The organism is Bartonella ancashensis (assembly GCF_001281405.1).
GTDB classification, from domain to species: Bacteria; Pseudomonadota; Alphaproteobacteria; order Rhizobiales; family Rhizobiaceae; genus Bartonella; species Bartonella ancashensis.
In genome coordinates this window covers 65124-86279 of sequence record NZ_CP010401.1, presented here as the reverse complement: position 1 = coordinate 86279, position 21156 = coordinate 65124, and the positions used below count along the sequence as shown (strand labels likewise).

Genomic DNA, 21156 nt, shown 5'->3' with positions numbered 1-21156 from the left:
TTTTGTACTTATGAATTAAGTATTTTCATATTAATGTCTATTCATAAAATAGCAAGGAGCGGTTGTACCGTACAGATATTGGAAATTTTGTTTATATTTGTTACATTAAGAATCGAGACTTTACGTAAAATGTCCCAGATGCATCGAAAATTATATTAAAAACAATAAGATTCACGAAAATAGAAATATAAGTATATTCGAAAGATGTGTCATGGTGCCCAGAAGAGGCGTGCGTATTATATAAGAAAATCAAATGGTTATATCCAATATGAGGGATTATGCGGGTATTGATTTTATTGAGTTTTTTCAGCCTCTATCCCTCATGCTTTTGAGCTTTTTTATTGCTTCTAGAGCAAGTCTTTTGCGATCTGCGCTCTTGGTGTAAAGGGATGCCATGTTGTCTTCAGTCCATCCAAAAATTGCTTTTAGTTGTGCGACTGTTGCTCCTGCATTAGCTGCTCTTGTTGCTGCTAATTTTCTTAATCCATGAGCTGATTTTTTAACGTTGGCTACGTTACAAGCTTCTCTGAATACATTGCCAAAGCCTTCTTTGGTTAGTTTTTTACCGCTTTTGCCACAGATAAATGTTTCATCACCAATCGGGCCAATTTCAAGTGTTTTAGCTAATTCAGGTAAAATGGGAAGAAAGACATCCATTTGAAATTTACTTTTTTCCGTTTTTAAATGAGTAATATTATCTGTTACATCTTTCCAGCCAATTCTTATTGCATCACCACGCCGTAATCCTGTGTATAGAAGAACATCAATCCAAACACGTTCATGAGTTCCCAATGGCCAATGATAATAATATTTGTCTATGTCTGCTTCAGACCAAACGACAAATCCATCTTTATTTTTTAACGGTGGAGCTTTGACACCAAGAGTGGGATTTTTTTCTAACAGGCCTTGTTCCATTGCCCATTTGAAAAGGCTATTCAAAGCTTTTAGGAAATTTTGGGCAGTAGCGGGTGTTTCTTTTCGTCGTTCAACACCTGCTATGATATGTTTTTTCTGTATCACTTTATAGGAGAGATGACCTATAGAGTCTAAAACTTTCATCAAAATGAGTTCTTTTTGTCTCTTGGTTGATTTGGCAAGGCTATACCAATTGACACTGTTAAAATACTGTGTCAGTAGCCACGCAAAAGAGCCTTCAACAGGAGCACCTGGTTTCGATAAAGGGAGTGTACGTCCTTCTAGTTCAGAGAGCGCAGTTTTATAGTTGTTGATGAATTCTTGCGTTCCGTAGGTTCCACGTACTCTCCGTCTTGGGCCATGACCAATGGACATATCATACAATTTTACCATATTGTGTGATTTGTTTCACAAGATGAGGTGGTTGTGTTTTTGGTATGTATATAGCCCTATAAGATGATTTCAGAGGTATCATCATTTAAGAGATCACAGAAATTATCAGGATGCATAGCTGTACTGGATACTCCGATCCCAGGTTTAAATAGATTAATAATTCGCCAGTTGGCTTAATTTCCATCAATTCACAGCCTTGTTTTTTAGCTTCTCGTAAGGCACGAGCAATAGCAGGCTGTGTTATGGTCGGTAGTCTATGAGCCATGTTGAATATCCTTTTAATTTTTGGGCGCAACTCACTTGTGGCGTGAAAGGCGCATAGTTAGAAACAGTTGTGAGAAGGGTGAGAACTCTTTAGGGGGAAGAAAAGCGCTCTCTATTTCTTAAGCAGCTCTGATGCCGATCTGCTTTATGTCTTGTTCGATTTCTGTCAAGAATCTCTCGACAGCCTTATTAATGTGTTCAATCTGCTCATCATCGCGGTTAATGCGTTGAACTTTCATCCGTAATCTGGCTGACTGGTCTGTAAACCGTGGATCGTAGCTTACAAAATCGCACCATTTTCTTCCTGTACAAGCCATTTGGAACTGCATTTGTAAGAGATATTCAGGTTTGATATCGCCATTCAGGAAAAAGCGTAGATGCGTTGTTGATTGAGGACATTTAATCTCAATTAATCCATCTTTCCCAATCAGGCCATCAGGACTGGCTCCAGCCATTTTAAATGTTGGATGGGGTATGAAACCGCATCGGGTGACATGGGTATCATAGATGAAACTGTATTCCTCAATGGCTTCATCTTCATGCTCAACGCCCCATTGCATCGCTTGTGTTTCATAAGATGGGTTGATTTGACCTGTTAAGCGTTCTGTGATGAGTTTGATTTTATAATCTTCATATTTGCTGGTTGGTAAACCTTTCACTGTTCTGTTGACGACATAGTCAATGTTTGAAGCTGTCACTCTTCCTAACCGTGCTTGAAACCATTCTGCTGTTCTTTGTTTCATGTTACGCCACCATTTTGTTGTGGTGTTTGGGAGCTTTGAATGCGTTGTCTGTCCTTCAAACTATTCAAAGCGATTTGTGCTTGATGATCGGACATTTCTGAAATGCTATTTGCTTTCACGAAAGCCAACATTCTTGTTTCATTTGCATTGGTTGTTTTGATTAATTGTTTGATTTCAGTGATTTGTTGAGGAGATGCAGGCATAACAGTCTCTAAGCTGTTCCCATCTAAATCATCATCTTTGCTGGCGACATTGAGTAACATTCCTAACAGGTAGCGGCGAGCATAGGTAATGGTTGAACCAATAGACTGGATGCTTATTTTGGAACCGGCTCCATTAATAGGAAATTCTCCATCTGTTGAAACTTTGTGACCAGAGGGATGTGCCAGTGTCATTTCTATCACAATATTTGTTGTGGTTTGGCTTTTAATTTTAGAAAAGAGAGAAAAGCGGTGTTTTGCCAGAGCCTCTTTAACCCCGTCGATATAATAATCAAGAGTGGCATATTTACTATTGGTAAAGTTATTTGTAGCGTTTTTGATGATTTCTTTGCATTCCGATTGCATCGCTGAAAGATCAGACACGAATTTTTCATAGTATTGTCGTTAGAGTTATTGTTGAGCTTTGTTCATTCATGTCTCACATCCTTAATTTAGAGCGCACTTCCTCTGTGGCGTGCAGAACGTATTGTTAAATAGCTATCAAAGATCGCTGTAAAACCTTGCTCCTTAGAGCGATGATGATGTCGATTAATGCATGCTATTTTTGCGTAATTCTTGTGAAAGAACGAGTAAACCTTTAGATGTGATTTTTGCTTGAGCTATAGTTAACTCAGAACCATCTGGCTTAGTTATATTGTCATGGAATAATCTATCACTCCGATATTCATTTTGTCTTGATGAGGAATGAAAGAACTTTTAGCAGTTCTTTTGTAGATCCATTTCTTTTCCTGTAATCGATTGAACAAATCCTTTGGACGCATTTCAAGAATTTTTGCTGCATCTGTAATACACAACAAGCCATCTGAGCGAGATAATTGCTCAAGGGCTTGTGCTTTTGGTTTAAGCGTGCAGACCTCGTTTCTTAAGTTTTTTAATTGTATGACACTTTCTAAGAGCAATTTCTTAATCACAAGGGGATCTTCTAAGACGGTTGCAAGGTTTAAAGGCTTTTTGGCAAGCTTTTCGCACTCGATGAAATAGTGTCGAGCCTGTCTGCCTTTCTCGTTGCGTTCAACCATGGAAAGTTCTTTTGCCATGTCTAAGGTGAGAGCATAATCCTTAGAAGGACGGCCGCCTTGGAGGTTTTCGCCAAAATTGGCGAAAACTATATAGTCTCGATTTTCTATAAAACTGTATTTTTTAATGCGATTTTTAATCCAATTGGTAAAATCACGGCCCACTTCTAAAAAGGCATGCAGCTCACGCGCATTAACAGTTTGGATTGTGTCTTGTTTAATTGTATTGTGATGAATAGTGATAAGCTCTTCCATTGCGAACCTCATAGAGATAGGATTAGTTAGTCAAGAGTGATTGATTTTAGAGCGCTTTAGAAGTCGTCACACTAAATCATAAGCACGCAAGCGGTGTTGCTGCTCATATCTGCCGTAGATGATATCATTAGACTTTTGTGCTTTTTGCTCTTTTAAAAGTTCAGCATATGCATTGCTATTTTCAATAAATGGATGCTCAACAGCTCCATCAAGACAAATGCTGTTATCACGAATATAGGTTTCTGCAATTTCTTCAGAAAAGTCTTCATAGTGCTTGGTTTCAAGGTCTAAACGAAAGACTTGTTCAGCACCTTCTGTACCGTTTAGTACTTCCAAGATTTCAAATTCATCATAGAAATGTCCTGAACGAGCAATGTGCTCTCCATCGCTGTACGTAACTAATAAGATTTCATTAGAATTTACAAAAATTGGTTTTTTCATCTTTACCCCCTCGCGCTCTATTGGAAATTGGATATTCTTTAAAATATGAATAAATATAATACTCATAATGCATATATGTCAATAATAAATATGCATTATGAGTATTTTTTTAAAAATAGTAAAAAATCTCTTATAGAATTTTTATCTCAAGCGTCGTAGAATCTTGTTTCTCAGGACAATGAAGGTATCAAAATAACAATGTGGAAATTTTAGAAACATTATTAATTAAAATGTACCGATTTTATTACATTTTTTACGTTTATTTAAAAAATGACTCTGGGTGATATGACATAACTACTTAAAAGAGTAGATATGTTAAAAACGAAATCATTTTGTATCGTAAAATACTATCTCAGATAGATTACCTTATGATCTTACGAAACAAAATCTATTTAAGCTTGGCAGTTTAATGCTAGGATTCACCAGAATTTTTAGTCTGATGTTGAGTTAGAGTACAGCATTAATTGATTTAAAATTTAGGTGGTTTTATCCAGTCAATGGGAGCTGTCCAGATTAGTTCGATATCTTTTATTTCTGGATATAGCCTGTTTAAGCTTTCTAAATTAAATAAACCAGGTTTGCTTCCTTGTTTTATTATTTTGACAAAACAACGTCCATCCTGTGTGTGTACAATTGCTTTTTTATTGATAAGTAAATCTGGAGAGACATTTTGTGAATAAAATAAAATTGATTTATCATCAATAAATGGTTCCATTGAATCTCCCTCAACTTTGACTGCATATGTATCCTTTGCAAGGTATGGGGGTAGTTCTACTTCTTCAAGCCAACCGTCTTCATAGGGGAAAATTTCTGAACCTGCTCCTACATGACCCACTAAGGGGATAGTTTTTTTTCGTGGGAGAGGATATTGCGTGATTTCCTCAATCATTAAAGCCTCTTGTCCACTTATACTTCGCTCACCTGTTAGCATTTTATTAACTACAGAGCGCGGGAGAGAACGTTGCATTTTTTCGCTTAGTTTTCGTGTAAGCGAGGATTGAGTTAATCTGGACTCTTGCAGAGCTTCATGTAGCCAAATCTTCATAATATTATTCATGATTTTTATCGTATCTTTGTTATAAAAAAATCTTTTGCGATTTTATATACATTTTAAATTGATTTTGTACCGAAATAATATACAGTATAAATCATAAGAAAATTTTTAAAATTAGGCAAATTAACATTCTCTTCGCTTCGAGCAGTAAGGCTTGTTGTGAAACAGCTCAACTGAGCTAAATTTTATCCAGCTTTGTTCAGATCACTGTAAAACCCTGTCTTTTAAAGTGAGGAGGATGTCGATTAGCTATCTAAAGATGGGAGAAGATAGCTATGCAAAAAACAAAAGGCAATATAGAATTAGATAACAAAATAATGCAGTTAATTTCCGCATTTAGCTATGAAAAGAAGAAAATTTTTATTTTTTTCTTCAGAATGCAGGCGGTTTAAAAGGAGAAGAATTGTTTCTTTATCTGGCTGACTTGTTTTTTTAGCAGATCAATGATTTGCTTATCAATGGATTGTTCAATATCGGGAATAGGGAGAGATGGGCCATTTCCTTCCCCAGTTAATAACCATCCTTCACTAACTCTAAGTGCTTTTGCGTATTTTGCAGATGCGCGTGATATTCCTCTGAGTCCTTGTTCATGTTGTATATAGCTAGAGTAGCTCCATCCAAAATACGTTGCAGCTTCTTTAGCACTTCTAAAACCACGTGCTAAACGTGCTTTCATCAATCTAGAGGATTGATCTGTTATTTTGTTGAGCATTTTTATCTCCTTAATTATTATTCATATTGCATAAAATAATATGCATTTCGACTTGACAAGTAAATACTCGTATTGCATACTTATAATTATAAGAAAGATAATAGTGAAACAGTTACGTCAAAATCTGAATTTGATGCTAGAAGAAATGGCAATGCAGCTAGGTGTCAACAAATCAACAGTGTGGTGCTAGGAAAAATATGGAATTCCCTCACCGGGGAACGGTTGCGTATCTTTCAATGACGATGTTGAATAATACTCAAGAGACATCATCTCCAACATTCTTCTGTGTAGATAATTCCAGCTTGCACACAAAGCCGCATCAACACACACAATTATAATATACGGAGTTATTCACTTTTCAACGCATCAATTAAAGGGGTGAATGCGTTTTTTGCGGGTTAGGCTGTATGTTTAAAGGACATGTACCACAAGATGATAATGCAGCAGATACTTTAGCAATTTTAAATTTAATTACAAAAGGGGAGGGATGAAATGAAACTTTCAACCATTATTGACATCATGAGCGCTGCAGAAGTTTCCGCTGAGAGAATTCTTTTATGCGTTAAATTATATGATCAGGAAGAAACAGCAAAGAGATCAAAAAAAGCCTCTCTTACCGTGCATGCCTGTTGGGAAAAACAAAAGGCTGAAGAAGCGACATATATTACACCTGATTCTATATCTCATGACATCAATCATACCGAAGATACAGTGGTATGTAACGATACTCGTGTATACAATAATACCAACGTATATAGCGTATCTTTGGTATACTCTATATAGTTTTCAGTAATAAGGCATGGGTGTACGGTGGTAGTCTTCCAAGGACCGTTCTCAATCTTGAACTCCTCATAGAGGAAATCAACAGAGGTTAATACCCTCCTCGCTTTGAAGGAAGCGAGGAGGATGTCGGCAGCGGCGATTAGGATTAATTAATTACCCGCTCTGACTACCATTAGATGTATACGTTATTTGCTGACCTGTTTCTACTTTTGTGATGCTACCATTTAAATGAATTGTTGAATTATACATAGCTCGGTGATCAATAAATATTGATTTCCATTTCAAATTTTGAGGTTGTGGAAAGTAGATATTTGATGCCTACTCACCGTCACCAGGGGGAATCGTTACTAAGGGCACTGTGTTAAATGTATCAGAGATAGTCTGTGCGGTCACATCCTTTTTATTTATTATCTCTATTTTGGGTGCGTTAGGTGATGCTATTCCTCCGAGGTTGTTTATGAGATTGATACAAGAATCATCATTACATACAGCTTATGCTACGTAAGGATCATTACAGTTTCCATAGGTATATGTTTCTTTCCTTTTATTGTATCGTCACCTATCGGGTTTTGGAAAGTTGAACTTTATGCGCCTACCATATAACAGGATGAAATTTGATTATTTCCTTGAGAAAATTCTTCAACAAAAACAGAAAATGAGTATAGCTTGCCAAATGTATCTGGAACTTCAATGATACCGATAGTCGTTTTTTTTCATTCATCATGTTGGTCACTACACCTGTAACCAAATTTCCTTTTTTGGAAACATCGAATTTGTATTGATGTCCAATTTTCCATGAGACAACCATGTCACATTGCACTCCTGAACCTTCGTGGCTGAAATGTCTACAATTGTCGCTATTCAAACCTTTTGCCTGCCAAACAGAGAAATTAAAAGCATGAACTTCGTTACTTCTGTTTTGTAAACCAATGTATCAACCATCACCTGTTTTGAAGTGAAATTGGTTTGCCCAAAAGTAATGGGCATTAGTTCCATCATCGTTATTAACTTGCTGAAAAAAAGATGATTTATCAAATTCTGAATTGGAAAGCCATTGATGATCGATTGCAACAATTCCACCAGCAACAATGGCATAGCTTGGTGTGCTCAGCATAGGTGTGTCAAACATAAATAATAAAGGTAGTAATAGTGTTTTTTTGATTATGTATTTCATAAATACTCCACTTTTCTGGATAAATAAAATATTGACATCTTCCTGGTCCTGAAAGGCGAGGTTTTGCAGTGTTTAGGATAAAGTTAAACGCTTTCTAAATCATTCCAATGGCTTCTTGTTGTTTGCAATATTGCATCACTAACTTTACAAGAAAACCAAACGCATTTTACTATATTGATTACGCTGATCGCATTGGTGTTTCTATCGAAGTTGCATCATTGAATAACAAGGGATCCTGCACTGAACGCTCAATTAAAATTGCGAAGCGTCTAATTATCGATCAGAATAAGCATTTTAATGCTTTAATGAAATACTTCTCTCTGTTCAAACGATCAATTATTTCATAAATTAAAGTATATCTTTCTCTACTTTAGTTCCCTAGATCACCAAAAGACTTCACCTTTCAGAACAAAGAGGATATCAGTAAACTATTTTCGTATAAAAGAAATTGATTTCCAAGTATAAATAACTATTATTTTCAATAAGTTATACATGTTTTTGTTTTTATAGATGAGCTAATTATGTTATAATTAGCGTTGTAAAAATAGTCGTTAAGTTTCTGTATTAAATTTTAATATTCAGCTTTAAAGATAGCGCGTTTTTTCCTCTAAAAAAGAGTAACATAAAGGGTGGGGCTATCAGTAGGTTTAATAAAGTCATTTTAATTGGTTACCTTGGTGCTGATCCAGAAAGTAGAAGAATGGCTTCTGGGGCCGAGGTGGTCAATTTTCGTATCGCTACCTCACAGAGTTATACCGATAAAACGACCAATCAGCGAGTAGATAAAACTGAATGGCATTCCGTTGTGATTTTCAATCCGCACCTTGCAAAAATTGCCCTTCAATATCTTATTAAAGGAAGTAAAGTTTACATCGAAGGACAACTCCAAACACGGAAATGGCAAGATAAAAATGGTGGGGAGCATTACACGACAGAGGTGATTTTGCCGCAGTTTAAGGGAGAGTTGTATCTCCTGGATTCAAAGAAGAATTTTGTCAGTGATGGTCCATCTTCACAGTCTAATACGCTGTCACAAAATTATGCCATAGCTTCAGGATCCGCTAATCTCGATGACAGTATTCCATTCTAATCAAAAATTGGGATATGGCGAAGTCAAAAAGAAAAAAGCGTACGAAACGTGCAAGATGCGGGCGTCCGCGGATTGAGGGATGTATGAGAGAACCCAATGGCCGTATTTCGCGAGCAAGGAAATCTCGTGAACCAATTGATCAGTTAGCTATTCAAATGCGTATGAAGCACCTGGAGCTCACATATGAAGAGGCAAAAAATCCACTGTCTGGTTCCTATATTGGACGGCTTTATTTGTTGGGAGGGAAAGACGGTCTCAGTCAAGAGCAATATGATGTTGCACAGCAGTATCTTCGAGTAAGAAATAATTACTTTTGTGCTAAAGGTTTTTCTAGCGGATGTTATGACGATGCGATGACTACTCCAGATCAAGAGGGTCTTGAAGAATGGGTTACAGCAGCAACAGAACAGTTTTTAGCAGTGAAAGAGATTATTGAGGACATGCAAGGTTTGTATCATCAACATAACCTTTATGCTGCATTGCAATATCTTGTTGTAGAAGATCAAAGCTTGCCGCATCTCGTTGGTTCATTGCGTATTGTTCTTAATGCGCTTCATCGATATTTTGAATGTTGCAGTATAAGATTTATCTCAAAGAGTAAAATTAATAATGAACGAAACGCCACCACCACGTTTAAAACCACGATTAAAATCAGCTCCACGTATTCGGCAAATTTTTTGGTGTAACTTCCCAAAAGATGCTCAATTACCAGAATTTTGGAAACAACGTCCTGTGTTAGTCGTTTCTAAGACTTCTAAACTCAATGGGTGTGTAACGGTTTTACCTATAACATCCAAATCACAGCCTGATAACCACGCTGCCTATTTAATAAAATTGCTTCCAAGTATGCAAGCATCATGGGTTATATGTGATTATTTGACCACAATTGCAGTGAGCCGATTAAGTGCAACTGACCGCATTTGTAGGCTTTCACAAGAAGAGTTTAATAGGGTCATTAGCCTAATGTGGGAATATTTACCGCATCCCAATCATTGACAATTGTGGATAAAAAAAGTATACTTCTTCCTAATTACGGCGCTGAACTGGAAACGGTTGGTGACCGCTCCTCCGTTAGGGGGGTCAGGTGCGAGGGGGTGGTTTACTGCCTCTTTCGCTTTTTAAGCTTTGCTTAATCCTTTTTCTCTCTTTTAAATTTTCTGCATAAAAGCTTTCTTCTTTTCATTACTGCAAATCCAAATTTGACTCCACATTATTGAGTTAATACGCTCTGCTTTTAATTGGGAAAAGTTTACAGTACTTAGGATAAGAGATTTCTTCATTAACGTTTCCCAAAATTGGGAAGCGTTACAAAAACAAGATTTGCGGTTCCCAAATTGATCCTACATATGAATAGGCAAAAAATCCGTTGTCTGGTTTCTACATTGGACGGTTTTATGTCGGGAGGAAAAGATGGTCTCAGTCAAGAGCAATATGATGCTGCATTGCAATATCTTGTTGTAGAAGATCAAAGCTTGCCGCATCTTGTTGGTCCATTGCGTATTGTTCTTAACGCACTTCAAAAGCATTTTTATACAAAGCGGCAAAATATATAATATTAAAGATATTGAAATTAATATCGATTATGTAATATTATAATATTAGACAATTAATATTAATTGAAAGATCACAAAATGGCTGATGTGCTTTTTGTTCCAAACAAAAATGTTAAAAAATTAGCTGATGAGGTTAAAAACCTTTATGGCTATAATACCTATACTCAAACAGTTGAAGCAGCTCTGTTAATGTTAAAAGCAGCTAAAAAAAAGAAATTTCTTATCATGAAAAGGCTTTAGAATTTCAGCAGCGGACACGAAAATTTTTAGGAAGGGGCTATAAACCTCGTACAGAAGAAGAACGTAAGGCGTTTTTTGATGATTTGAGCGGAGGTTTTTAAATGTTTCTTGATGCCTCAGCTATCCTTGCCATTCTTTTAGGTGAGGAAGAAGCGCCTGTTTTTATTGAAAAAATGGAAAAAGCTAAAGAAAATTGCACGTCAGCAATTGCGGTTTGGGAGGCTGTAGCAGGTCTTTGTTTTGAAAAAACGACAAAAGGGAAAACAGTTGCACGATCAACAGTTGTAGAAGCTAAGGCTTTAGTTGATGATTTTATAGACTTTTATAGTGTTAAATTTGTTTCCATTGATAGTTGTGAATATCAAACTGCTCTTCATGCCTATATGCATTTTGGTAAAGGTACAGGCAGTAAGGCACGGCTTAATATGGGAGACTGTTTTGCTTATGCTTGTAGCCAGAATTATAAATTGTCACTATTATTTAAAGGAAATGATTTTATTTACACAGATATTGAACAAGCTTGATATTTTTTCTCTGAAGGGAAGAGGTTTACGGTACTCAGGATAAAGGATTCCCTTATTAATTAACGTTCGCCAATTTTGGCGAACGTTATAAGATTTGCGCTCCCCAAAATCGGGGAGCACAAAAGCTAGAAAAAAGTCAATCCAAATTTGGATGCATCTATTTATAAGCAGGACAAAGCTAAAAGCAGAATAGACCAAGGGCTTAAAAATGACAAAAGAGACGTTTCACCCTATCTACATAGATGATAGCCATATTCATATAAGCGCTATTTGTCAAAGGTGGTGGCGCGATGAATATTTTAAGGGTGGACACGCCCGGTTCGCCTGTGAAGTAAGAGATACAGTAATGTCGCCAGCAGTAGGAACTCACCGAAGCGATTTAGGGTTGGCTTAATGCTAAGCTTAAACGCAGTAGAAATCCTCGTTCTTCAGGGCGAGGAGGATGTTAATTTTCTCTAGTTGTATGTAACAAAAAAGAGTCCTATATTAGTGTATGGAAAAGGATATCAGTTATGAAACACCTCACTGCTGAAAATATAAATTTACAGGAATTTCAACGGAATGAAGATGCTCTGCGCAAAGTGGGGTTACATCCAGTGCAAATTTGGGTACAAGATACTCAACGACCAGGCTTTGAAGAAGAATGTCGCCGCCAGTGCGAACTTATTAAGCAAGCAGATATGGAATACGGTGATTTGCAACAATTCATGGATGAGGCGCTAAAAGACATAGACAGTTGGACAGTATGAGGCGAGGAGATCTTGTGACTGTCTCTATGCAAGGAGATTTCGGAAAACCACGACCTGCTTTAATTATTCAATCTGACATATTCGGTAAATACCTTGCTTCTACTTTTACGGTACTTCCAGTAACGAGTGCGCTTGTTTCAGCTCCACTATTACGTATTACTGTTCAACCAAGTCCTGAAAATGGTTTGCAAAAGCCATCGCAGATAATGGTAGATAAAATTATGACGATAAAGCATACAAAGGTAGGTTCAAGCTTTGGCCGCATTGATGCTCATACACTTGCGCTTGTGGAAAGCTATTTAGCTACGTTTCTTGGCATTACCAGGTAATTTTATCCTGACAGCCGAAAACCTGTTTTTTCAGGGTGAGGAGGATATCAATGAATTTTGGATTGAAAAAACACTTTTTCCAAGAAAATAAAGACTTTATGAGTTTCGCTAAAATTTTAGCGAAACCTAAAGGTGGTCATTCAAGTATGGAGTATTATGGTTCGCTTTCACAAAAAACTTGGAAGTAAATAATACCCAGTGTTGCAATTAATGCCTCAACCTCACAAATAGCATCCTGTTTCATACTTTTCTCTTGACAATGTTGTTTCAATATGAAACTCTCGAGCCAGGTGCCTAAGAAACGCCTTAAATCCACAAGCGGATAGATTGCCGAGACGATCGTTTCCCGCACATTAAAAACTTTGACTCGTGGTGTGCTTGTAACATACAATACGCGTGTCGGGTGTAGCTATGCTATACAATACCCTCACAGGAAAAGCGTAGCGACGGGCTTGTGGCCGTGTTTCTTAGCGCCCGATACTCTTTTAGAGTGTCATTAAGAAACATCTAACCACAGGAGTTCATCATGAACACTCTTATAGAAACTACAGAAAGCGCTGTTAATAATAGTGCAACAGTTCAGACTATGTCTAGCCGTGAGATTGCCGATTTGTGCGGAAAAAGACATGATCATGTAAGGCGTGACATTAAGCAAATGTTAGAAGAATTATATCCTAAAAGAGATATCCTCAAATTTGAGGACATTTATTTAGATGCGCGGAGTCGACCTCAACACTGCCATCATCTTCCTAAACGTGAATGTTTAGTTCTTGTTTCAGGTTATAGCACGGCATTGCGTGCAAAGATCATTGACCGCTGGCAGGCACTAGAAGCGCAAGTAGAAGCACCTTGCGTTGACTACTCCAGTCCAGAAGCTGTGCTTGGTGTCTTGACATATCTAAAAAATGAGAATGAACGTAAAGACAATGTCATTGCTGAATTACAACCAAAGGCAAAAGCCCTTGAAAGCTTAAAGCGGATTTCATACTTTTTTCTTGACAATGTTGTTTCAATATGAAACTTTCGCGTCAGGTGCATAGAAAACACCTTAAGTTCGCAGCGGATAGATTGCCGAAACAATTGTCTTTTCCGCACATCAAAGGCTTTGACTCATTGTATGTTTGTAGCATACAATATGCTTGTCGGGTGTGGTTGCGCTATACAATACCCTCGTGGGGAAGGTGTAACGACGGACTGTGAACCGTGTTTTCTAGCACCCGATACCTTTTTAAGGTGTCAATAGAAAACCTCTAACTTCACAGGAGTTCATCATGAACACTCTTATAGAAATATCAGAACAAACTGTTGGGCAGGAAACTGTTCAAACTGTAAATGCACGTGAATTGCATGTGTTTTTGGAAGTTACATCTCATTTTAGAGATTGGATTAAAAACCGTATTAAGGAGTATAATTTCCAAGAAAATCAAGATTTTATGAGTTTCGCTAAAATTTTAGCGAAACCTAAAGGTGGTCGTTCAAGTATGGAGTATTATCTCACTTTAGATATGGCAAAAGAACTTGCCATGGTTGAAAGGAACGAGAAAGGAAAACAAGCACGCCAATATTTTATCGAGTGTGAACAGCGTGCAAAACAAATAGCAGCACCTTGCGTTGACTACTCCAGTCCAGAAGCAGTTCTTGGTGTCTTGACGTATCTAAAAAGCGAGAATGAACGCAAAGACAATGTCATTGCTAAATTAGAACCAAAGGCAAAAGCCCTTGAAAGCTTAAAGCGGAGTGATGGTCTATTCGGTATCATTGAAGCAGCAAAGGTATTGGAGATGAGACCAAAGGATTTCATTCACTATTTGTGGAGTCATAATTGGGTTTATAGACGTGTTCCAGGTGCTCCGTTATTACCGTATCAGGATAAAATCAAGAAAGGTCTGATGGACTGCTCAACTCTGACTATTCACAAACCTGATGGGACAGAAAAAATAGTTTCTTCAGCTAAAATCACTGCTGATGGATTGGCGAGCTTGAGAGAGCAATTCCATGGAGGTGTGCAATGAAGATAGACACCAATTTTTTATGCGATTTGTGGATGAAGCTGTCTCAGCTTTCTAATCGTGAAGACATTGAAGATGAAGAATGCACAGCCTTGGTTGATCTTATGGATGAGGTAGAAATAGCTTTAATGTTAAAACTTCAGGATGAAGTTCCGAATGCTTTTAAGATTTTGGCCGTTTTGACAAATTTTGGAGATTCAGAATTGTCTCCAAGTTTTGATCCTTGGTTGAAGGCTTATAGCCAGGATTTAGATAAGGCACTTTGCCATTAATGAATAAGAAAGAATAAAGGCTGGAATTGAACACCAGCCTTTTCTCATTATTAGAATTACCTTGAGTGCTATAAAACCTTGTTCTACAAGAAAGAGGATATCAATTTTGTCCTTTCCTTTAGATTGGTATCATGTTATGATACATAAAACAGTGAAATGAAAGTAATATAGTGATCGAATCCTTTGCTGATAAGCGATGTAAGGATCTTTTAGAAGGAAATCCGCCCAAAAGTTTTCCTGTGTCTTTAGTGCGTACAGCTCAAAGAAAATTGTTCATGCTGGATAAAGCTGTTGAACTTAAGGATCTGCGTAGTCCTCCAGGCAATCGTTTAGAAGCATTGAAAGGTGACCGCCAAGGCCAATATTCCATCCGTATTAATGACCAATTTCGTATTTGTTTTGAGTGGCGTTCTAATGGCGCTTATAAAGTTGAAATTGTAGATTATCATTAATCTATAGGAGCTTGAGATGAAAAATTATATAGCCATTCACCCAGGAGAAATTTTGCGCGAAGAATATTTAAAAGAATATGCTCTTTCTGCTTATGCGCTTGCAAAAGCATTAAATGTTCCACGCACGCGCATAGAGCGTATTGTCGCTGAAAATAGTCCTATAACCCCTGATACAGCAGTAAGGTTAGCTTATTTTTTTGATACCACAGCTGAATTTTGGCTAAACATGCAAGCTGCTTATGATGTTAATATATTGCAAGCGGAAAAAGCAGAAGAATTTGCTAAAATAGACAAATTTAAATGTATGGCTTAATCCATTGCGTGGCAAATTTCTCTCTGAAGAACAAGGTCTTATGGCGCCCAGGATAATTCTATTGCAAAACAGGTTGGGTAGCCAAAAGAAGGAGAAGAAGAATGAAAAGATTTTTTGCTCTTGTTCGTAAAGATGAAGGCTCTGCTTTTGGTGTTCAATTTCCTGATTTTGAAGGAGTTTTTTCTGCAGCTGATCAAGAAGAAGATTTAATTGCAAATGCTATTGAGGCTCTTCAGCTTTATTGCGAAGACTTAGATAAGGTGCCAGAACCATTAAAATTTCAAAATGTAATGCAGCAAGATTTTGTTAAAGAAGCTTTATCAGAAGGGGCGTTTTTAGTACAAATTCCGTTTGTTGAAAATGATGCAGAAGTTGTGCGCACGAATATCTCAATTGAGAGAGGACTTTTACGCGCGATCGACAATTGCGCACAAGAGAGAGACTTAACCAGATCTGCTTTTCTAGCAACGGCAGCGCGTCATGAGCTTAATACTTAGTTAACATTCTCCTTGTCTTGAAGAGCAATATTTTGAGGCTTTAGAGATAAAAATACAAGATATAGATTTTTTTGTTGACATGATATGAAAAATCGTATTTAATGACACCACGGCACTAGTTGAATTGTGTCCAAAATTCAAAAATCATTTAAAATTGAGCAAAGTATAGTCTTTCTGTATAGCCCAGAAATCTGGTGTTTTTGACAGAAATTGGCTGTTTCATTTTCCAATTAGTATTTGTTCAATAAGTCATAAAATACGTCATTTAATATCCACCAAAAGGAGCAATGATGAAAGCGATCATCACCAGGCCAATGTGTGTTATTGGCGACAACAAAGACATTATTCGTTTTGAGCCTTCAACTCCAAATACTCCATTCGTTGAAATTTCTAGTATAGTCTACGCACGTCTTAAACGAGCTAATGCTGCAAAACCTTTTCAGGAATTTGTAATTACAAATGAAATACTAAAGCAGGATATCGTTTCTCAAGAAGAGACTCATCCGTATAAGGCAACGACAACAAGCAAGCGGTCAACGCAAACAACAAAGAAATCCTAAAACTTGAAATTAACTATTCACGCAAAGTGGTATTCCAAGCAAGTCAACGAAATGATGACAATGCTTCAAGCACCACGTCTTCATTGGGCATTACGAAATGCTGTCAATGATACAGCAAAACAAGTTGAGCGCTTCACCGAGCAGAAAGTTGCGAAGATTGCATCAATACCGCCAAAACGTGTAAAGAAAGGCGTTTACGTTAGCACAAAAGCTACCGCAGAAAATCTAGAGGCTAATATACGTGGTTCTGGATCACCGTTGCCTCTTAAAATCTTTAAAGCTCGAGAAACAAGACGGGGCGTAGTTTATAAGATTTTTGGAAAAAGAGAAATAATGCCTAATGGCTTTATTCAAGGCGGCAAATTTCCACAGCGTGTTGACTTAAAAATGGGAGGGAATGTCTTTGCAAGAATTGATGGAGATAGATATCCCATTGAAAAGAAAGAAGGAACATCAATTGCTTACGTTATGTCTAAGCAAGATGTTGTGTGCCCGGTTGAACAATATGCCAATGAACGATTGACTGCCAATATACGGCGACAGCTCGCTCGTCAGGAATATGTTGTGAGGTCTCATCAAATTTGAGTTGGTTAATTTTAGTGATTATCCTGAGTGCTTTAAAATCTTGTTCTTCAAGGTATGACATAGCGATTGTCATGCTAAGGTTAAATATTTAAGCGATGAGACTTTCCAATGGGATATTAAATTGTTGGTGCAAGTTTTTAATCATACGTAGCGTTAATTTTCTTTTGCCGCTCAATATTTCATAAACGCGGTTTAAGTGACCAATTGCAGGAACTAAGTCTTTAGCGCTTAAGTTCATTTGTTCCATTCTGAATTTAATAGCTTCAGTTGGATGAGGAGGAGAAACTGGATAATGTTTGGTCTCGTAAGCTTCGATTAACAAAACAAGTATCTCCATTTTATCAAACTCTTCTGTATTAATTTCGGGTGGATTGTCAAACAGTGCAGAGATAATTTCTAAAGCTTCTTTGTAATCTTCTTCAGTACGAATAGGTTTGATGTTCATTTCTTGAACTCCTTTAATTCTATAATATTGGCATCAATAGTATCGTACTGCTTATGCGTGCCTATGAATTTTATACAAAGCCATCCCGCTGGATAAAAAATTGATACAATTAAACGATACTCATTGCCTTTAATATTAAAAACGACGCGATTATTTTTGAGTATGCTTGCGTTTTTATATTTTTCTTTAATATCATGAGGAGAGCGCCACTGCGCATTTTTAGCTTCATCTACCCACGCTTTTAATGGTTGCTCAGCATCAGGATATTGCATCCAAAAAGATTGAAGTACGGAAATTTTAATAATCTTCATCAATTTATCCTGACTTTTATACAAGATAGTCCCGCTTTGGGACTAAGTCAAGGAATTTCAGAATTTAATATATTCCTCACCATAAAAGATACGCTTTTACGATGCCCAAAATAAATGTATTTTTCAGAAAAAACGTTGAATTTTTTAAAAGGTACTCCCGAAGAGGTTGGGTCTATTGCGGGGCATGGCAGCGCAATGGATCGCTAGCGATAGAATTTTAAAATTGACTGTACAATGTACAAATTAAACCAATGAGGAATGTCCTTAAATCGCTGTAAAACCTCATCCTTTTTAGGGTGAAGATATAAGGCGTAGTATTTCGATTAATTACTCGACTTCACAAATTGCGTTCTATTTCGTACTTTTCCCAATTTTGTTGTTTATATAATTATTTTTTGGGTGGGGAGTTTATCTCGGTGAAACGTTTTGTTTTGGCTTTAACTTTGTGTTCGACCGCTTTTTGTTCAGTAGCAGAGGCTAACAAGTACGAGGCTTATGCTGAAAGCATGAATCCTCGTTCTGATTTTATGATGAAATTGGAAATGTATAAGAGTTTGAGGAAATTCGATATCTTTAAAGAAAAAATTAGGGAGCATAAGTGTCAACGCTTTAGCCGTTACTCGGAATCTCGAGGATACACAATGTACATGAAGTGTTCCAAAAATGGCAGTGTAGATTTTTCTAAATAAGAGAAGTTTATTATTTCGTGAAAGCGCACGCTTTTATGAAAAAGAGGCACTGTTGTCTGTAGCGGTTTAGGTTAGAAAAAATAGAATGAGCGAAATTTATCTTCTGTTATCGCAGGTAGATCAGATCGTGTTTACAGTGTAGCACTACATTACACATCTTCTTCTCCCTTGAAGTATGAGGTTTTACGACACTCAGGAATAATACTTAGTATTTCGATTAATTGCTCGACTTCACAAATTGCGTTCTGTTTCGTACTTTTCCCTTGACAATGTTGTTTCAATATGAAACTTTCGCGTCAGGTGCTTGAAAAACACCTTAAGTGCATAGCGGATAGATTGCCGAAACAATCTCTTTTCCGCGTATCAAAGACTTTGACTCGTTGTGTGTTTGTAGCATACAATGACTTTGTCGGGTGTGGTTACGCCATAAAATACCTTCACAGGGAAAGTGTAACGACGGACTATGCACCGTGTTTTTCAGCGCCCGATACCTTTTAGGTGTCAATGAAAAACATCTAACTGCATAGGAGTTCATCATGAACGCTCTTATAGAAATATCAGAACAAACTGTTGGGCAGGAAACTGTTCAAACTGTAAATGCACGTGAATTGCATGTGTTTTTGGAAGTGACATCTCATTTTAGAGATTGGATTAAAAACCGTATTAAGGAGTATAATTTCCAAGAAAATCAAGATTTTATGAGTTTCGCTAAAATTTTAGCGAAACCTAAAGGTGGTCGTTCAAGTATGGAATATTATCTCACTTTAGATATGGCAAAAGAACTTGCCATGGTTGAAAGGAACGAGAAAGGAAAACAAGCACGCCAATATTTTATCGAGTGTGAACAGCATGCAAAACAAATAGCAGCACCTCGCGTTGACTACTCCAGCCCAGAAGCTGTGCTTGGTGTCTTGACGTATCTAAAAAGCGAGAATGAACGCAAAGACAATGTCATTGCTAAATTAGAACCAAAAGCAAAAGCCCTTGAAAGCTTAAAGCGGAGTGATGGTCTATTCGGTATCATTGAAGCAGCAAAGGTATTGGAGATGAGACCAAAGGATTTCATTCACTATTTGTGGAGTCATAATTGGGTTTATAGACGTGTTCCAGGTGCTCCGCTATTGCCTTATCAGGATAAAATCAAGAAAGGTCTGATGGATTGTTCAACTCTGACTATTCACAAACCTGATGGGACAGAAAAAATAGTTTCCTCAGCTAAAATCACTGCTGATGGATTGGCAAGCTTGAGAGAGCAATTCCATGGAGGTGTGCAATGAAGATAGACACCAATTTTTTATGCGATTTGTGGATGAAGCTGTCTCAGCTTTCTAATCGTGAAGACATTGAAGATGAAGAATGCACAGCCTTGGTTGATCTTATGGATGAGGTAGAAATAGCTTTAATGTTAAAACTTCAGGATGAAGTTCCGAATGCTTTTAAGATTTTGGCCGTTTTGACAAATTTTGGGGATTCAGAATTGTCTCCAAGTTTTGATCCTTGGTTGAAGGCTTATAGCCAGGATTTAGATAAGGCACTTTGCCATTAATGAATAAGAAAGAACAAAGGCTGGAATTGGACACCAGCCTTTTTTGGGCTCGAATAAAATATTTTTAACATTAAATATCCAATTGATTAAATAATGCCTCTATATTTTTTGCTTCGTGTAAATTTTCTCTATTTTCGCTTTTGTTAAGTGTTTTGGCTGTTAACTGATTAGGTGCACGCATCTCAAATGGTAATCCTTGCTCACTCACGACTTTAGCTAAACCAATGCGTACAAAATCAGATATGGTAAGCCCCATAGTTGCAAGTATTGTACTTGCTTCTTTCTTTAAATTTTCATCAACTCGTGCACGTACAATTTCAGTTGAACTCATTGCTAAATCCTTTCTGATTGTCCTTCATTTTTTATTATATGGCACAATTGGGCTACAAAATAAGTTTTTTCTCATATGAAGCTCACTTAGGCACCAAGTTAAATTTAGGCAAAATTAAAAGGTGGCGGAAATGAATAAAAAGAATCGTCAAGGTATGTCTGTTCGAGCTTTTGCGAAGAAAATGCTTGTCTCTAACAATGCTGTTGTTTCTCGATTTAAAACTGGAAAATTTGATGAGGCGATTTTTGAAGATGGTTCAGTGAATGAAATCCTCGCAGCAGCTATATGGAATGAAAATCCAACAAAGCGAACGCAATCTGTTGTGATACCTGATGACCAGCATCCAGCAAAAATTAAACAAGAGTCTGCAGACGGAGCTAATGAATACAAGATTAAACTGGAAAGAATGCAAGTTGCGCTTGCAAGCGAAAAGATTGCTCTCGAGAGGTTGCGTGAAACGACAGTTGACCGAGAAGAAGTAAAGAAAGCGGCGCGTGCTTTTGGAAGAGCTCATCGTGATACGGTGTTAGGGTTTGCCAATCGGTTTGGAGCCGGGATTGCAGCTCAAGTTGATTGTGATGCTGCAAGCCTTATTGGTGCCATTGATCATTGCATGCGCAAAGCTTTACTCGAGGCGATTGTTCTTGTTCCTTTTGGTAATTCTGAGTCCTCTGAAGAAAGCAATTAAAA

30 protein-coding genes and 5 pseudogenes are annotated in these 21156 nt (G+C 37.3%); 22 read left to right on the top strand and 13 right to left on the bottom strand.

Annotated features, from left to right (window positions below; all coding sequences use genetic code 11):
- Positions 1-306: 306 nt before the first annotated feature.
- The 8 genes and pseudogenes from PU02_RS00470 to PU02_RS00435 all read right to left on the bottom strand — a co-directional run bounded on the left by PU02_RS00470 (position 307) and on the right by PU02_RS00435 (position 6014).
- Positions 307-1354, bottom strand: a pseudogene (locus tag PU02_RS00470) (tyrosine-type recombinase/integrase).
- Between the two features lie 10 nt (positions 1355-1364).
- Positions 1365-1573, bottom strand: a pseudogene (locus PU02_RS00465) (hypothetical protein).
- 118 nt (positions 1574-1691) lie between these two features.
- A complete protein-coding gene (locus PU02_RS00460) occupies positions 1692-2315 on the bottom strand; it encodes a lambda exonuclease family protein (RefSeq protein ID WP_053943610.1) in 624 nt (207 codons plus the stop codon).
- A complete protein-coding gene (locus PU02_RS00455; protein WP_053943609.1) occupies positions 2312-2899 on the bottom strand; it encodes an ERF family protein in 588 nt (195 codons plus the stop codon). Before PU02_RS00455 ends, PU02_RS00460 begins: the two co-directional genes overlap by 4 nt.
- Positions 2900-3064: 165 nt before the next feature.
- Positions 3065-3807: pseudogene (locus PU02_RS00450) on the bottom strand (antA/AntB antirepressor family protein).
- A 66-nt stretch (positions 3808-3873) separates the two neighbouring features.
- On the bottom strand, positions 3874-4248 hold the full coding sequence (locus PU02_RS00445; RefSeq protein ID WP_053943608.1) for a hypothetical protein: 375 nt from the start codon (positions 4246-4248) through the stop codon (positions 3874-3876).
- Between the two features lie 469 nt (positions 4249-4717).
- Positions 4718-5305, bottom strand: a complete 588-nt coding sequence (locus PU02_RS00440) for a S24 family peptidase (protein WP_071628349.1) — start codon at positions 5303-5305, stop codon at positions 4718-4720.
- Positions 5306-5690: 385 nt separating this feature from the next.
- On the bottom strand, positions 5691-6014 hold the full coding sequence (locus tag PU02_RS00435) for a helix-turn-helix domain-containing protein (protein ID WP_236824010.1): 324 nt from the start codon (positions 6012-6014) through the stop codon (positions 5691-5693).
- Positions 6015-6506: 492 nt separating this feature from the next.
- Here PU02_RS00435 and PU02_RS00430 point away from each other — a divergent pair, with 492 nt between their 5' ends.
- The gene (locus tag PU02_RS00430) at positions 6507-6797 is read left to right on the top strand and encodes a hypothetical protein (protein ID WP_053943606.1); all 291 of its coding nucleotides are present in this window, start codon (positions 6507-6509) and stop codon (positions 6795-6797) included.
- Positions 6798-7389: 592 nt separating this feature from the next.
- Here the strand turns inward: PU02_RS00430 and PU02_RS06995 are convergent.
- The gene (locus PU02_RS06995; protein ID WP_414947469.1) at positions 7390-7728 is read right to left on the bottom strand and encodes a DUF3472 domain-containing protein; all 339 of its coding nucleotides are present in this window, start codon (positions 7726-7728) and stop codon (positions 7390-7392) included.
- A gap of 3 nt (positions 7729-7731) precedes the next feature.
- On the bottom strand, positions 7732-7971 hold the full coding sequence (locus tag PU02_RS06885; RefSeq protein ID WP_236824009.1) for a hypothetical protein: 240 nt from the start codon (positions 7969-7971) through the stop codon (positions 7732-7734).
- Positions 7972-8608: 637 nt separating this feature from the next.
- Here PU02_RS06885 and ssb point away from each other — a divergent pair.
- The 17 genes and pseudogenes from ssb to PU02_RS00355 all read left to right on the top strand — a co-directional run bounded on the left by ssb (position 8609) and on the right by PU02_RS00355 (position 17144).
- Complete coding sequence (gene ssb / locus PU02_RS00420; RefSeq protein WP_071628348.1) at positions 8609-9061, top strand: single-stranded DNA-binding protein; 453 nt, start codon at positions 8609-8611, stop codon at positions 9059-9061.
- A 14-nt stretch (positions 9062-9075) separates the two neighbouring features.
- Positions 9076-9627: pseudogene (locus tag PU02_RS00415) on the top strand (hypothetical protein); the annotation flags it as partial.
- Positions 9628-9670: 43 nt separating this feature from the next.
- Positions 9671-10057, top strand: a complete 387-nt coding sequence (locus tag PU02_RS06475; RefSeq protein WP_053944052.1) for a type II toxin-antitoxin system PemK/MazF family toxin — start codon at positions 9671-9673, stop codon at positions 10055-10057.
- 350 nt (positions 10058-10407) lie between these two features.
- Complete coding sequence (locus PU02_RS00410) at positions 10408-10614, top strand: hypothetical protein (RefSeq protein ID WP_144417854.1); 207 nt, start codon at positions 10408-10410, stop codon at positions 10612-10614.
- Positions 10615-10692: 78 nt separating this feature from the next.
- Positions 10693-10854 (top strand): hypothetical protein, encoded by a 162-nt coding sequence (locus tag PU02_RS06785; RefSeq protein WP_158404007.1) that lies wholly within the window; start codon positions 10693-10695, stop codon positions 10852-10854.
- A 101-nt stretch (positions 10855-10955) separates the two neighbouring features.
- Positions 10956-11378: a type II toxin-antitoxin system VapC family toxin gene (locus PU02_RS00405; RefSeq protein WP_053943603.1), complete on the top strand. Its 423-nt coding sequence runs from the start codon at positions 10956-10958 to the stop codon at positions 11376-11378.
- A 512-nt stretch (positions 11379-11890) separates the two neighbouring features.
- Complete coding sequence (locus PU02_RS00400; protein ID WP_053943602.1) at positions 11891-12127, top strand: antitoxin MazE family protein; 237 nt, start codon at positions 11891-11893, stop codon at positions 12125-12127.
- Positions 12124-12456: a type II toxin-antitoxin system PemK/MazF family toxin gene (locus tag PU02_RS00395; RefSeq protein ID WP_053943601.1), complete on the top strand. Its 333-nt coding sequence runs from the start codon at positions 12124-12126 to the stop codon at positions 12454-12456. The genes PU02_RS00400 and PU02_RS00395 overlap by 4 nt, the downstream gene beginning before the upstream one ends.
- A 50-nt stretch (positions 12457-12506) precedes the next feature.
- Positions 12507-12644 (top strand): hypothetical protein, encoded by a 138-nt coding sequence (locus PU02_RS06780; RefSeq protein WP_158404006.1) that lies wholly within the window; start codon positions 12507-12509, stop codon positions 12642-12644.
- 338 nt (positions 12645-12982) lie between these two features.
- Positions 12983-13450 (top strand): annotated as a pseudogene (locus tag PU02_RS06630) (Rha family transcriptional regulator); the annotation flags it as partial.
- Between the two features lie 277 nt (positions 13451-13727).
- The gene (locus PU02_RS00385) at positions 13728-14468 is read left to right on the top strand and encodes an antA/AntB antirepressor family protein (protein WP_053943599.1); all 741 of its coding nucleotides are present in this window, start codon (positions 13728-13730) and stop codon (positions 14466-14468) included.
- On the top strand, positions 14465-14737 hold the full coding sequence (locus PU02_RS00380; RefSeq protein WP_053943567.1) for a hypothetical protein: 273 nt from the start codon (positions 14465-14467) through the stop codon (positions 14735-14737). Before PU02_RS00385 ends, PU02_RS00380 begins: the two co-directional genes overlap by 4 nt.
- 170 nt (positions 14738-14907) lie before the next feature.
- Entirely contained in the window at positions 14908-15189 is a 282-nt protein-coding gene (locus PU02_RS00375) for a type II toxin-antitoxin system RelE/ParE family toxin (RefSeq protein ID WP_053943598.1), read from the top strand.
- Between the two features lie 16 nt (positions 15190-15205).
- Positions 15206-15502 (top strand): HigA family addiction module antitoxin, encoded by a 297-nt coding sequence (locus PU02_RS00370; protein ID WP_053943597.1) that lies wholly within the window; start codon positions 15206-15208, stop codon positions 15500-15502.
- A 101-nt stretch (positions 15503-15603) separates the two neighbouring features.
- Positions 15604-15999 carry a type II toxin-antitoxin system HicB family antitoxin gene (locus tag PU02_RS00365; RefSeq protein ID WP_053943596.1) on the top strand — a complete coding sequence of 132 codons (396 nt, stop codon included), beginning with the start codon at positions 15604-15606 and terminating at the stop codon, positions 15997-15999.
- 290 nt (positions 16000-16289) lie between these two features.
- Complete coding sequence (locus tag PU02_RS00360) at positions 16290-16559, top strand: hypothetical protein (RefSeq protein WP_053943595.1); 270 nt, start codon at positions 16290-16292, stop codon at positions 16557-16559.
- A gap of 3 nt (positions 16560-16562) precedes the next feature.
- Positions 16563-17144 carry a phage tail protein gene (locus PU02_RS00355; RefSeq protein ID WP_053943594.1) on the top strand — a complete coding sequence of 194 codons (582 nt, stop codon included), beginning with the start codon at positions 16563-16565 and terminating at the stop codon, positions 17142-17144.
- Between the two features lie 88 nt (positions 17145-17232).
- Here PU02_RS00355 and PU02_RS00350 read toward each other — a convergent pair whose 3' ends face one another.
- Positions 17233-17589 (bottom strand): helix-turn-helix domain-containing protein, encoded by a 357-nt coding sequence (locus PU02_RS00350; protein ID WP_053943593.1) that lies wholly within the window; start codon positions 17587-17589, stop codon positions 17233-17235.
- Positions 17586-17900, bottom strand: a complete 315-nt coding sequence (locus PU02_RS00345; RefSeq protein WP_236824008.1) for a type II toxin-antitoxin system HigB family toxin — start codon at positions 17898-17900, stop codon at positions 17586-17588. Before PU02_RS00345 ends, PU02_RS00350 begins: the two co-directional genes overlap by 4 nt.
- A 416-nt stretch (positions 17901-18316) precedes the next feature.
- On the opposite strand from PU02_RS00345, the gene PU02_RS00340 reads away from it, so the two are divergent.
- From PU02_RS00340 to PU02_RS00330, 3 genes are all read left to right on the top strand, one after another.
- Complete coding sequence (locus PU02_RS00340; RefSeq protein WP_053943569.1) at positions 18317-18589, top strand: hypothetical protein; 273 nt, start codon at positions 18317-18319, stop codon at positions 18587-18589.
- A gap of 536 nt (positions 18590-19125) precedes the next feature.
- Positions 19126-19866: an antA/AntB antirepressor family protein gene (locus PU02_RS00335; RefSeq protein ID WP_053943568.1), complete on the top strand. Its 741-nt coding sequence runs from the start codon at positions 19126-19128 to the stop codon at positions 19864-19866.
- Positions 19863-20135 carry a hypothetical protein gene (locus tag PU02_RS00330; protein WP_053943567.1) on the top strand — a complete coding sequence of 91 codons (273 nt, stop codon included), beginning with the start codon at positions 19863-19865 and terminating at the stop codon, positions 20133-20135. The genes PU02_RS00335 and PU02_RS00330 overlap by 4 nt, the downstream gene beginning before the upstream one ends.
- 70 nt (positions 20136-20205) lie before the next feature.
- Here the strand turns inward: PU02_RS00330 and PU02_RS00325 are convergent, their stop codons facing one another.
- The gene (locus PU02_RS00325) at positions 20206-20466 is read right to left on the bottom strand and encodes a type II toxin-antitoxin system RelB/DinJ family antitoxin (RefSeq protein ID WP_053943592.1); all 261 of its coding nucleotides are present in this window, start codon (positions 20464-20466) and stop codon (positions 20206-20208) included.
- 130 nt (positions 20467-20596) lie between these two features.
- Here PU02_RS00325 and PU02_RS00320 point away from each other — a divergent pair, with 130 nt between their 5' ends.
- The gene (locus PU02_RS00320; protein WP_053943591.1) at positions 20597-21154 is read left to right on the top strand and encodes a hypothetical protein; all 558 of its coding nucleotides are present in this window, start codon (positions 20597-20599) and stop codon (positions 21152-21154) included.
- Positions 21155-21156: the final 2 nt, after the last annotated feature.